At 52.6% G+C, this 12,949-nt stretch carries 12 protein-coding genes; 3 read left to right on the top strand and 9 right to left on the bottom strand.

From position 1 onward, the window contains the following. The first annotated feature begins 108 nt into the window (after positions 1-108). Positions 109-2,091, top strand: a complete 1,983-nt coding sequence (gene pdeR / locus RCF31_RS02625) for a cyclic di-GMP phosphodiesterase (RefSeq protein ID WP_416412403.1) — start codon at positions 109-111, stop codon at positions 2,089-2,091. A 15-nt stretch (positions 2,092-2,106) separates the two neighbouring features. On the opposite strand, the gene RCF31_RS02620 is transcribed toward pdeR, so the two are convergent. From RCF31_RS02620 to araD, 3 genes are all read right to left on the bottom strand, one after another. Next, a complete protein-coding gene (locus tag RCF31_RS02620) occupies positions 2,107-2,973 on the bottom strand; it encodes a crotonase/enoyl-CoA hydratase family protein (protein ID WP_208715207.1) in 867 nt (288 codons plus the stop codon). Between the two features lie 140 nt (positions 2,974-3,113). Then, positions 3,114-4,097: a 2-keto-3-deoxygluconate transporter gene (gene kdgT, locus RCF31_RS02615; RefSeq protein WP_299453527.1), complete on the bottom strand. Its 984-nt coding sequence runs from the start codon at positions 4,095-4,097 to the stop codon at positions 3,114-3,116. 224 nt (positions 4,098-4,321) lie between these two features. Next, complete coding sequence (gene araD / locus RCF31_RS02610; RefSeq protein WP_416412402.1) at positions 4,322-5,020, bottom strand: L-ribulose-5-phosphate 4-epimerase; 699 nt, start codon at positions 5,018-5,020, stop codon at positions 4,322-4,324. A 351-nt stretch (positions 5,021-5,371) separates the two neighbouring features. Between araD and osmB the strand changes: the two genes are divergently transcribed. Continuing rightward, the gene (osmB, locus tag RCF31_RS02605) at positions 5,372-5,587 is read left to right on the top strand and encodes an osmotically-inducible lipoprotein OsmB (protein ID WP_084875083.1); all 216 of its coding nucleotides are present in this window, start codon (positions 5,372-5,374) and stop codon (positions 5,585-5,587) included. A 73-nt stretch (positions 5,588-5,660) separates the two neighbouring features. Here osmB and yciH read toward each other — a convergent pair whose 3' ends face one another. The 5 genes from yciH to pgpB form a co-directional block, all read right to left on the bottom strand. Continuing rightward, the gene (yciH, locus tag RCF31_RS02600) at positions 5,661-5,984 is read right to left on the bottom strand and encodes a stress response translation initiation inhibitor YciH (RefSeq protein WP_416412401.1); all 324 of its coding nucleotides are present in this window, start codon (positions 5,982-5,984) and stop codon (positions 5,661-5,663) included. Further along, positions 5,984-6,691 carry an orotidine-5'-phosphate decarboxylase gene (gene pyrF / locus RCF31_RS02595; RefSeq protein ID WP_416412400.1) on the bottom strand — a complete coding sequence of 236 codons (708 nt, stop codon included), beginning with the start codon at positions 6,689-6,691 and terminating at the stop codon, positions 5,984-5,986. Before pyrF ends, yciH begins: the two co-directional genes overlap by 1 nt. Positions 6,692-6,893: 202 nt before the next feature. Further along, positions 6,894-8,063 (bottom strand): lipopolysaccharide assembly protein LapB, encoded by a 1,170-nt coding sequence (gene lapB, locus RCF31_RS02590; RefSeq protein WP_416412399.1) that lies wholly within the window; start codon positions 8,061-8,063, stop codon positions 6,894-6,896. A gap of 6 nt (positions 8,064-8,069) precedes the next feature. After that, complete coding sequence (locus RCF31_RS02585; RefSeq protein WP_416412398.1) at positions 8,070-8,375, bottom strand: LapA family protein; 306 nt, start codon at positions 8,373-8,375, stop codon at positions 8,070-8,072. A 126-nt stretch (positions 8,376-8,501) separates the two neighbouring features. After that, positions 8,502-9,266, bottom strand: coding sequence for a phosphatidylglycerophosphatase B (gene pgpB / locus RCF31_RS02580; RefSeq protein ID WP_416412397.1), 765 nt, complete (start codon positions 9,264-9,266; stop codon positions 8,502-8,504). A 227-nt stretch (positions 9,267-9,493) separates the two neighbouring features. On the opposite strand from pgpB, the gene ribA reads away from it, so the two are divergent. After that, positions 9,494-10,087, top strand: coding sequence for a GTP cyclohydrolase II (ribA, locus tag RCF31_RS02575; RefSeq protein WP_299453512.1), 594 nt, complete (start codon positions 9,494-9,496; stop codon positions 10,085-10,087). 30 nt (positions 10,088-10,117) lie between these two features. On the opposite strand, the gene acnA is transcribed toward ribA, so the two are convergent. After that, a complete protein-coding gene (acnA, locus tag RCF31_RS02570) occupies positions 10,118-12,796 on the bottom strand; it encodes an aconitate hydratase AcnA (protein ID WP_416412396.1) in 2,679 nt (892 codons plus the stop codon). Positions 12,797-12,949 lie beyond the last annotated feature (153 nt).

Genomic DNA, 12,949 nt, shown 5'->3' with positions numbered 1-12,949 from the left:
CTAAACAAAAATATATGCGGATTGCATCTTGTGCTTACGCAAGAGGATGAATACTGTTGCTAAAATAATGAGATACCGCCTGCAGAGCATTCCCCGGAGGAAGTTTCCATGACCGATGAACAAGGGCAAACGTTGCTATACACCTTGTTTGGCACCACCAGCCCTCATTGGCGTCTGACAGCGGACAGCGATGCATTGCACTTTGCTGAAGAAGAACATGCCCACACCAATCTGGCCGTTCCTCTTACCCCTGCGCAGGCGAGTTTGCTGCGCGCAATGACCGTTATAACTTCCAGCATTAACCTGACGTTATCGCTGCACGGCACGCCTGTGCCAATGCATTTTGTCGGCCGCAAAGTGAATCAGGCCACCTGGGCCGGTACCGCTTCTGCATGGGGCGATACCTCATCTGTCGCACGCGATTTGACCCTCGGACTTTCCTTTGCGGAACAAGTAGTTTCTGAAGCCAATTCGGTAATTGTCATCCTTGATCAGCGAGGAAATATTCAACGTTTCAATCGGTTAAGTGAAGAATACACTGGCCTTAAAGAACACGAAGTGATTGGCCGTAACGTATTCCAGCTGTTTATGACCAAACAGGAGGCCCAGGCCTCACGTCGCAACATCGCCGGATTCTTTCGTGATGGCAGTTCTTACGAAGTTGAACGCTGGGTGAAGACCAAAAAAGGTCAACGACTGTTTCTGTTTCGTAATAAGTTCGTCCACAGTGGCAGCGGCAAAAATGAAATATTTCTCATCTGTTCAGGAACGGATATAACCGAGGAGCGCCGCGCCCAGGAGCGTCTGCGCGTACTTGCCAATACCGATACCGTCACCGGTTTACCCAATCGCAACGCCATCCATCAGCAAATTAGTCTGGCTCTGGAGATGGCGAAAGGCACGCAAACCGGCGTGGTTTACCTCGATTTGGATAATTTCAAGAAGGTGAATGACGCCTACGGCCATATGTTTGGCGACCAGTTACTCCAGGCCGTATCGCTGGCCATCCTCAGTTGTCTCGGAAAAGATCAGACTCTGGCACGGCTGGGTGGTGACGAGTTTGTGGTGCTGGCAGAAAACACCAGCCAGGCCGCACTGGAAGCCATGGCCTCACGCATTCTGGAACGGCTGCGTCAGCCATTCCGCATCGGCCTGATAGAGGTGTACAGCGGCTGCTCAATCGGCATCGCCCTCGCCCCGCTGCATGGCGAGGATCGTGAAAGCCTGATTCGCAATGCAGACACCGCGATGTATCACGCGAAAGAAAATGGTCGCGGTAAGTTTTGCGTCTTTGCCAGTGAGATGAATCAACGCGTGTTTGAATACCTGTGGCTCGACACCAATCTGCGCAAAGCGCTGGAGCAGGATCATCTGGTGGTCTATTACCAACCGAAAATCGATCGCGATGGCGAGGTGCGCACCGCAGAAGCGCTGGTGCGCTGGAATTCCCCGGAACGCGGTCTGGTGCCACCAGGGGATTTTATCGCTTACGCGGAAGAATCCGGCCTGATTGTGCCGCTTGGCCGCTGGGTGATGCTCAACGTGCTGCAACAAGTCATCGCCTGGCGTGAGGAAGGTATCTGGTTACGGATAGCCGTGAATGTTTCGGCGAAGCAATTGATTGATCAGAGCATTTATAGCGACCTGAAACAGGCGCTGGCAGAAAGCGGCCTGACGGATTGTCCGATTGATATCGAACTAACCGAAAGTTGTCTGATCGAGAACGAAGCCGATGCACTGAAGCTGATGAAGCAGTTTCAGGAGTTGGGGGCGCAGGTCCATCTCGACGATTTCGGCACCGGTTATTCCTCATTGTCTCAGCTGGCGCGCGTACCGATTGACGCAATCAAGCTGGATCAGAGTTTTATTCGTAATATCAATAAGCAACCGGTGGCGCAGTCACTGGTGCGTGCCATTATGGCGGTGGCTAAAGCCCTTGATTTGCAGGTGATTGCCGAAGGTATTGAAACCAAAGCCGAAGAAAAATTTGTTATGGCTAACGGCGTCGATGGGCGTCAGGGTTATTATTATGCGAAACCAATGCCCGCAGACCAGCTCGGGCATTGGCTTAAGCATCCTGCCCGCGTTTAACGCTGGTCTGCGAGATTATCCGGCTTTGCGCAGGGATGCGCTATGACGGTTCTGCAGTTGCACCAGACGTTCCATATATGCAATGTCTTTTGGTTCCAGCGTGAAAGCATAATCAACCCAATCCTCCGTAATATCCATTAGCTCCGCCCTGGAGAGTTGCAATACACGCTGACGCGCTTTCAGCATTGCCCGTACGCCATTCAATTTCGGACGCAGGGTATCGATGAAGGTGCGCGTGGCGCGATAGCTATCGCCAGGCTGGAACACTTTATCCACCAGACCGCGGGTTTCATACCATTCCGCGCTGTGTGACTCCCCTTCACAAATTAATTCTTCAGCCAGCTTCATGCCAGCCCGCCGTGCAACTAACGAATAGCCGCCCATGCCCGGGAACAGATTGAAGGCAATTTCCGGGAATCCAAGACGTGCGCTGTTCTGCGCCAGAATGAAGTGGTGCGCCAGGGCGGCTTCAAAACCACCGCCAAGTGCACTGCCCTCAATCATGGCCAGCGTTACCGCTCCGGTGTCGAAACCCTTCGCAGCTGAATGGATGCAGTCCACACAGGCACGGGCATAAGCACGCAGTGCTTCCCGCCGGTTGTTACGAATGCACTCGACAAAGAACCGCAAATCGCCCCCGGCGTTAAACATTTGTGGTACCAGCGATCCCGTCACCCAAAAATCGATCGGCAGACCGGAACGCTGCGCAGCGTAGCTCAGGTTCATGATCTCCTCGATTAATTCGTGGTTGAAGCTGGGACGCGGTTGCGCCCGCAGCATCATCCACATGGTGTGCCGCCCTTCCTCATAATAGGCAGCCAGCTGCGTGGTTTGTCCGACTTCGGTGAACAATCTGCATGTAGGTTGGTTAATCACTGTCATAGTCTCATCCTCTGTTTATATGATGCGTTGAACGCAATATCAGCGTAATCCAGAGTGAGGCCAGACCAAATGAGAGATTGATTTATATAGCAAATTCCAGAGATTTCCCCGACACAGGGGTCGGGGAAAGATTAGCAGGATTACTTGATGGCCGCGCGTTGCCCTGCCGCAACATGAAAACGCTTAACGCGCCGTGAATAAAGCGCCGTAATGATGGGGACCAATACTGAAGTAACAATGACCGATGTCGCCACCAGTGCGGTAGCCGCAGGAGCAACCGGTTTAAACTGTGGCAACATTTCGGCAATCAAGACCGGCGTTGCCACCGCGGCACCCGCGGTGCTGGAAGCAGCAATGCCTGCGGTACCGTCGCCACCGCCAATCAGACGATCGGCAAGGATTAACGGAATGCCGGTGATGATGATCACCGCGACGCCCAGCAACACACCGAGTAAACCGGTTTGCGCAATAACCGCTAAATCAATGGTATTGCCGAGCGCAAAGGCGAAAAACGGAATCAGGGTATGCACCGCTTTGCCGAAGAAATCCCGCAACTCCGGGTCGAGGTTGCCGAGGGCAAAACCAACGAGGAATGGCAGCACCGCGCCGACAAACACATGAGGTTCAAACGAGGCGATGCCCGCTGTTCCCAGAATCACCATGGTCATCAGTGGTCCTGATTCCAGTGACATCAGCACAAACGCACCCGCTTCTTCTTTGGAGCCATATTGCTGCATGATCGAGGCATATAAACCGCCGTTGGTCATATCCATCGCTGCCACTAACGCCAGGGTGGAAAGGCCAGCAAACATGCCAACTTCCACCCCGTTTTCCGGCATCACGCGTGAGGCTATGGCTGCCACCACCCAGGCCACCGCGATTTTGGTTAGCACCAGCGTACCGGATTTGCGTAAAACGGTGCCGGTCGCGCTGAGTTTAATGGATGCGCCCATGCAGAAGAACCATACCGCAAGGATGGGTACAGTACCGCTCATGAGTCCATTGGTGAACGAACCGAAGTATTTGCCCGCGCCGGGCGAAAAGGTGTGGCACAGTGCGCCAAAGAACAACGGGATCAACATCATACCGCCAGGGATTTTATCGATTGCACGTTTGATATGCATATTAGTGTCACCTTGACTTCGCCAGAGGGAGGTGCGTTAAAATTTGCCAACAGGCATGGCAGGCAAGATAACGGCTCAAAGCTGGCAAAAAAGTGATCGCCAATGTATTTATGAAACGTTGTTTTATTTTTATTGGTTTATCATTTTATTTTTTGATCATGCTCGCCATACCAGTTAGCTTTTGGCAATAAAAAAGGCACCTTCTGGTGCCCTGGCGGTGTTTATTACTTCTGCCCATACCAGGCATTTTTCCCATGCTTTCTTAGGTAGTGCAGGTCAAGCAGCGTTTGTGATATAGAGGGCAGATCCTGACGTAACTGTTCCGTATGCAACGCCATATAGGCGACTTCCTCCAAAACCACGGCGCTGTGAACCGCGGCATCCGCATCTTTACCCCAGGCAAAGGGACCATGAGAATTGACTAATGCCGCAGGAATGGCCGTCGGGGCAATTTCGCGTTTGGCGAACGTCTCGATAATCACCTGCCCGGTATTCCACTCATATTCCTGCTCAATCTCTTCACGCTCCATCGCGCGGGTGCAGGGAATGGTACCGTAGAAATCGTCGGCATGAGTGGTTCCCCACGCCGTGATATCCAGCCCGGACTGGGCCCAGATGGTGGCATGACGCGAATGGGTGTGTACGATGCCACCAATCTCCGGCCAGGCAAGATACAGCGCACGATGCGTTGCGGTGTCTGAGGATGGCCGCATTTTCCCCTCCACCACCTTGCCGCTTTCCAGTTCCACCACCACCATGTCATCGCGCTGCATGTTGGCGTATTTCACCCCGGAAGGTTTGATCACCAATAAGCCGCTGGCACGGTCGATAGCACTGACATTACCCCAGGTAAAGGTCACCAGGTTATAGCGTGGTAAATCCAGATTGGCTTCCAGTACCTGTTGTTTCAACGCTTCCAGCATGTTTTTTCTCCCGCAAGATGTGATGGAGAAATTGTGCAAAGCCTGCGGCAAAAACGTTATGGAGGGAATGGCTGTAAAAGCAGCGGAAAGTGGCTGAGGGCGTAAAAATGTGGCGTGAATTAGGAGTTTTCTATCTTCGGAAAAATTCCGTAATGATTAGACTTGTCTCCAGCCAACCGTGGAGCGTTTTTTGCTCCCACACGGCAGGGTTAACACGCTGTTTTCGCATTCGGGCTGCGGATTGCAGGCTTAAGGATGAGGACCGTGATGACATAACGGTGTGAAACAGTTTCAGGGAGCAACGCCTATACTTAAAGAGTTGCCTCTGTATGTACAATCAAGGAGAAGTTTATGACAACAACAATGAAACGTCTGACCGCGGCCGTGCTGGCGACCACTTTAGTTATCGCCCTGAGCGGTTGTTCAAACTGGTCCAAACGCGATCGTAATACCGCCATTGGTGCGGGTGCTGGCGCGATTGGCGGTTCGGTTCTGACTAACGGCAGTGCATTGGGTACCATTGGTGGTGCCGCAGTGGGTGGCATTATCGGCCATCAGGTCCACTAAAGGACCTTACATAATATAAGGCTACGCAGCGCATCTACAGTACAGGGCCACTCATTGAGTGGCCCTTCTTTATTTAGCCGCCAGCGAGTTTAACCTTCATCCCTTTGGCTTCCAGCAACGATTTCAGCAGGTCACGCTTGTCGCCCTGGATTTCAATCACGCCATCTTTCACTGCGCCACCACAGCCACACTTTTTCTTCAGTTCGGCAGCCAGTTTCGCTAACGCATCATCATCCAAATCGACACCGGTGATCAGACACACGCCCTTACCTTTGCGGCCACTGGTCTGACGCTGGATGCGCACCACGCCATCACCCTTAGGACGTGGTACTTTTTCTTCGATGGGCGCAATACGCCCACTTTCGGTGGAGTAAACCAGCGGATTGTCCTGAGCCATTAGCCCTCCTGTAAACTGCGCAGAATTTGCTGCAATGTTGCCGCAGGCTCGGCTGATTGGGTGATCGGACGCCCAATCACCATATAATCAACCCCTGCCTGCTGCGCCTGCTGCGGTGTCATAATGCGGCGCTGATCGCCCGCATCACTGCCAGCCGGACGAATACCGGGCGTGACCAGCGCGAAATCCTTGCCAATAACCTGTTTAAAATGTGCCGCTTCATGTGCGGAGCACACCACACCATCCAGCCCGCAATCGTGCGTCAGGCGCGCCAGACGTTCTGCCTGGGCTGCCGGTGACAGAGTAATGCCCAGCCCTTTGAGATCCTCTGCATCCATGCTGGTCAGTACCGTGACGGCAATCAATAACGGAGCATCATTACCATATGATACCAGCGCCTCACGCGCCGCATTCATCATGCGCGCCCCGCCACTGGCATGCACGTTCACCATCCACACCCCCAGGTCTGCTGCTGCCGCAACCGCATGTGCCGTGGTGTTAGGGATATCGTGAAATTTCAGGTCGAGGAAAATCTCGAAACCACGCGCCTGTAATGTTTTGACCAGCGAGGGGCCAAATAGCGTGAACATCTCTTTGCCGACTTTCAGACGGCATTGGCTGGGATCGATCCGATCGACAAATTGCAGTGCGCTGTCGAGATTATGATAGTCGAGTGCCACCAGGATAGGTGAAGTAGTAACAGGCATAACGTTTCCTCAGTTACAGGCACCCGCAGGCGCGTTAGACAAACGGCAAGCATTCTACCTGCGTGTCCTGGTGACGACAATCTCAGTGCTACGATTAACCGGCTGATTGAACGCAGGCTGCACAAGGCCTGGGGTTATTGAGTTTTCTTATCCTATAGTATGTTGTAACTATAATGGTGTTTTTTTTTTAAACTGACGACCATTACTGGCCGTCAAGTCCGCGAATAGGTTTCACCGATGACCAGGTGCGGCATGAAGGACAATGCCAGTACAGCGCATGTGCGGTGAAGCCACATTTCTGGCAACGATAGCGCGGTTTGGTGCGAATTTGCTCGCCAACCATATCTCGCAGTACCATCAGGCTTTCTTTTGCACGGCCATCTTCCGCTTCATGCAGGTGAAAATCCATCAGGCGATGGAACACACGCATGGTCGGATGACGTTGCAGCTGGCGGTTGATATAGAGCTGTGCCGCTTCCGGGCCTTGCTGCTGCTCAAGGATATCGGCGAGATACAGTTCTGCTGCCGCCCCGGTGTTCTCCTCCACACAACGTTGCAGGAATTGCGCCCATTGGTCCGGCTCTTCCATCCGTTGATAGCAGGTTTCCAGCATCGGCAGGGTTTCGCTGACCAGCTCTTTATCCTGCTCCAGCACACGTTGCAGACGTTCCACCGCTTTCGCGTATTCACCCTGCTCCATCAGGATGCGTCCGGTCATAATGGAGACACGCGCACTCTGACGATCGGCTGCCTCGCCTTTTTTCAGCAGCGACATCGCACGATCGAGATCATCACTGCTGAGCGCCTGCAGCGCCAGTTCACAATAAAAGTGTGCAATTTCACCTTTCTGCTTATCCTTGCCCAACTTGACCAACTTTTCCGCCACCTCAATCGCCTGCTGCCAGTCACTGGTTGCCTGATGGATTAACAGCAACTGTTGCAACGCGCCGATGCGGAAATCGGTCTCATCGACCAACTGGCTAAACATATCTTCTGCACGGTCATACAGGCCAGCCGCCATATAATCGCGGCCCAACTGTTGTATCGCCAGCAAACGCTGTTCATAGCTGAGTGAGGCACTTTCCATTAATGACTGGTGAATGCGGATGGCACGGTCAACTTCACCGCGGGAACGAAACAGGTTACCCAGTGTAAGGTGGGCTTCAACCGTACCACTGTCCTCTTTCAACATGTCGAGAAAGAGGTCAACAGCCTTGTCCTGTTGGTTAGATAGCAGAAAGTTAACCCCCGCAACGTATTCACGTGACAGGCGGTTGGCTTCCTGTTGCTTATCCTGTTGTGCACTGCGTCGGCCCATATACCAGCCATACGCTGCAGCGACAGGAAGAAGCAAAAACAACAATTCAAGCATCGAAGCTTAATCCCGACGACTGGCGGAAGGTGAGGTTGTCACCGCGGTCGATTGTTCATTTTGCGCCTGTATACGTTTCAGTTTGCGCTGCGCGTGTGCCAGCGATACCCGTAACCGTAACCAGAACAGCCCACAAATTGCCCATCCCAGCAGAAATCCGGCACCAAACAGACCAGCCAGCAATGTTGAAATACGAAATTGGCCCTGCGCCAGCAGATAGTTAAAAGTGATGATTTGGTCGTTATGCGCCCCGAGCGTAACGGAGACGATAAAAATGACCAATACCACGAGAAAAATCAGCAAATATTTCACAATGCATCCTGTCTGAGGTTATCCAGTAGAAGTATGCCAAAAAAGCGACGCCGATGCTGCTAATCACCACATCAAACGGCCTGATTTACGCAAGTGCAATCAATAATATGGGGCTGGATAGGAAAATTACAATCCGTCGTCCCGCTGTGCAATCTCTTTTGCCTCCGGCGGCGGGACACTAAGGGGACCACAAAACCGCTGTGCCAGCCATGTTGCTATCATCACCAGCAACCAGGAAATCAGCGTTGCCATTACCAAATCACGCGGCCAGTGCATCCCCAGCATCAGGCGGCTGCCCATCACCAGACTCGCCCAGACAAACACCACTACGATGGTCAGGGTGTGACGTCGCGGCCACAGCAAACCGATGACCAGTAACGCCCAGCTGGCGGCAAACAGGGTATGACCAGAAGGAAAAGCAAAACCCGTTTCAAATGCCCAGTGTTTTTTTAACCAGCCAGGCAGCGTCGCATCATTCGCCAACAGTTGTTCTACCACCTGGCTGCGCTGCTTACGTTTTAGCTCGTAAAACTGGTGTTCATCGAGACCATGGCTTTTTGCCAGCCACATTACGTAGGGGCGAGGCTCCTGGACCTGATCTTTAATAAAGGATTTGGTGTACTGCCCGGTGAGAATAGCGCCATTCATGATGATGAGCAGCAAAATCGCGGGCCTGAGACGGAAGCGCAGGCACCATAATACCCAGGCACTGAGAAGCAGGCTGGTAAGCGTTCCCCATGGGCTGGTAACGGTTTCCGTCATCCAGAACAGGAATTTCAACAGTGCTCCATGAGATCCAGGCTGCCACTGCCAGCCAGAAAGCCAGACGCTCAACGGCATTATCAGCAATAAAAACGCCCCGATCGTCGTGCGTTGTACAATCTTTAACATCCACTTTCCCTTACAACCGCGTAAAACACTGTGCCATGCATAACTTTAGCTGAAAAAAGAATAACATAACCATTGCGGCTTAGATAATTGTGCTTTATCACTACAATAACTCTGACTGATTAACTGCCTGATGTCAGGTTGTGGCACAATATTGTCAGTTTTGGGGCCACACAGGCCCATGCGTTATCATGATGATAGCGCATCCTATGAAGGTTCTGGAGAGTCACATGCAGCTTAAACGGGTAGCAGAAGCCAAACTGCCCACGCCATGGGGAGATTTCCTGATGGTTGGTTTTGAAGAACTGGCAACCGGTCACGACCACGTCGCGCTGGTTTATGGTGATGTTAGCGATCACACTGCGGTGCTGGCGCGCGTTCATTCTGAATGTCTGACCGGTGACGCTTTATTCAGCCTGCGCTGTGATTGCGGGTTCCAGCTTGAAGCAGCGCTGACGGCGATTGCTGAAGAAGGCCGCGGCGTGCTGCTTTATCATCGTCAGGAAGGTCGCAATATCGGCCTGTTAAACAAGATTCGTGCCTATGCACTGCAGGATAAAGGCTTTGACACCGTAGAAGCCAATCATCAGTTGGGCTTTGCCGCAGATGAACGTGATTTCACGTTATGCGCTGATATGTTCAAACTGCTGGGTGTCAATGAAGTGCGCTTGCTGACCAATAACCCGCGCAAAGTGGAAATCCTCAGCGAAGCTGGCATTAATATTGTTGAGCGCGTACCGTTAATCGTTGGCCGCAATCCAAAGAATGCCCATTACCTCGATACCAAAGCGGAAAAGATGGGGCATCTGTTGCCGAAGTCGTAATAAAAAAGCCGGGATACTCCCGGCTTTTCTTTAGTTCAGCATGTTACGAATCACGTAGTGCAGAATGCCATCGTTCTGGTAATAGGTCAGTTCATTCCCCGTATCAATTCGACAGCGCGTCTCCAGCGTCTCGCGGCTGCCATCGGCGCGAGTCAGGGTCACGTTGACGGTACACCCCGGTTTGAGCTGTGCCAGGTTTGCCACATCAATATGCTCCTCACCGGTCAGTTGCAGCGTTTTACGCGTGACCCCCTGAGGAAACTCCAGCGGCAGAATCCCCATACCAATCAGGTTTGAACGATGGATACGCTCAAACGACTCGGCAATCACCACGCGCACGCCTTGTAAGCGCGGGCCTTTGGCTGCCCAGTCGCGACTTGAGCCGGAGCCGTACTCTTTGCCCGCAATCACCGCCAGCGGTATCCCCTCCTGCTGATACTTCATGGCAGCATCGTAAATCGCCAGTTGCTCATTGCTGGGGAAATGTCTGGTATAGCCTCCTTCCACGCCAGGGACCATCTCATTACGAATACGAATATTGGCAAAGGTGCCGCGCATCATCACTTCGTGGTTACCACGACGCGATCCATAGGAGTTGAAGTCGTTACGCTCCACACCATGCGCCAGCAAATAACGCCCCGCCGGACTTTCTGCCTTGATACTGCCAGCCGGTGAAATGTGGTCGGTGGTGACTGAATCACCGAGCATCGCCAGAATGCGCGCACCGGTGATGTCCTGCACCGGTTTTGGTGTTTTTTCCATATCGTCAAAAAACGGTGACAACCGAATATAAGTTGAACCTTCATCCCAGTCATAGGTGGCTGCTTCACTCACTTTGATTTGTTGCCATTCCGGTGTGCCATCAAATACTTCGGCATACTCTTTATGGAACATATCACTGGTCACCTTTTGTACTGCCTCGGCAATTTCTTCCGGTGACGGCCAGATTTCTTTCAGATAAACATCATGGCCGCGTTGATCCTGGCCGATCGGCTCGCTCTGCAAATTAACCTTCATATTACCCGCGAGAGCATAAGCCACCACCAACGGTGGCGAAGCCAGCCAGTTGGTTTTTACCAGGGGATGGATGCGGCCCTCGAAGTTACGGTTACCGGAAAGCACTGCGCCGACGGTCAAATCGCCCTCTTTGATCGCGCTCTCGATACTATCCGGTAGCGGTCCCGAGTTACCGATACAGGTAGTACAACCGTAGCCGACCAGATTGAATCCCAGTTCGTCGAGGTAAGGAGTCAGTTGCGCGACAGCCAGATAATCAGAAACCACTTTAGAACCTGGTGCCAGCGATGCCTTCACCCAGGGTTTGCGCATTAGCCCTTTTTCCACGGCTTTTTTCGCCAGTAATCCCGCCGCCATCAGTACGCTGGGATTTGAGGTATTGGTGCAGGAGGTAATCGCCGAGATCACCACCGCCCCATCATCCAGTTGATAGCTGTCACCGGTTTCGCTGTCGCGATAACTGACGCTTTTATGCGGTTTCTGTGCCTGGTTGAGTTCCAGTTCATTACTGGCGGCGAAAGCCGCAGGGACATCACCCAGCGAAACACGGTCCTGTGGACGTTTTGGACCGGCGAGGCTGGATTCAACATCATTCATATCCAGCGCCAGGGTGCTGGTAAATACGGGCTCATCACCGGGGTTACGCCACATACCCTGCGCTTTAGCGTAGGCCTCCACCAATTGCACCTGCACACTATCGCGGCCAGTCAACGTCATATAACTCAGGGTGACATCATCAATCGGGAAGAAACCACAGGTTGCACCGTATTCCGGTGACATATTCGCTATGGTGGCGCGGTCAGCCAGCGGCAGATCCGCCAATCCATCACCATAAAATTCGACGAATTTACCTACCACGCCATGCTTACGCAGCATCTGCGTGACGGTTAAGACCAGGTCAGTTGCGGTGATGCCAGGACGTAATTTCCCGGTAAGTTTAAAGCCCACTACATCCGGGATCAGCATTGAAACTGGCTGTCCGAGCATGGCCGCCTCTGCTTCGATACCCCCTACCCCCCAGCCCAGCACACCGAGTGCATTAATCATAGTGGTGTGTGAATCGGTGCCGACCAGCGTGTCGGGGTAGGCCACCTCCGTACCGTCCACGTTTTCATGCCAGATGGATTGACCGAGATACTCAAGATTCACCTGATGGCAAATACCGGTGCCGGGTGGCACAACGCGAAACCGATTAAAGGCTTTTTGCCCCCAGCGCAGGAAAACGTAACGCTCATGGTTACGTTCCATCTCTAACCGGACGTTTTCCTCAAAAGCCTCATCGTCACCAAAGTGGTCAACCGTGACCGAGTGGTCAATCACCAGATCGACCGGCGACAGCGGGTTCACCTTTGCAACATCGCCGCCGAGACGTTTTACTGCTTCACGCATTGCCGCTAAATCGACCACTGCCGGTACGCCGGTAAAGTCCTGCATCAGTACCCGCGCCGGGCGATAAGCTATCTCACGATCGGCATGTGCATCTTTTTGCCATGCCACCAGCGCCTGAATGTCTTCTGCCGTTACTGAGTCTTCATCCTGCCAGCGCAGCAGATTTTCCAGCAGAACTTTCATAGATTTGGGTAGACGATCGATATTGCCTAACTGGTGGGATGCTTTTTGCAGGCTGTAATATTGCCAGGTATTCTTACCAACTTTCAGCGTCTCCTGACTCTGCTCGCGTAACGTCGACATAGCTCCTCCTTAATAATGACACTCTTAACCTCAGTAACCACAAGGTTTAGCTTAAAGATAGACCACATTCTCGTTAACGTTTTGATAACAACACGAATTGACACATTCTGCTATGTATTTAACGACAAACAAAAATGCCCCGACGATGGGTCG

It is taken from the genome of Pantoea sp. App145 (assembly GCF_047947045.1).
Taxonomy (GTDB): Bacteria; Pseudomonadota; Gammaproteobacteria; order Enterobacterales; family Enterobacteriaceae; genus Pantoea.
This window is presented reverse-complemented; position numbering and strand designations above follow the sequence as displayed.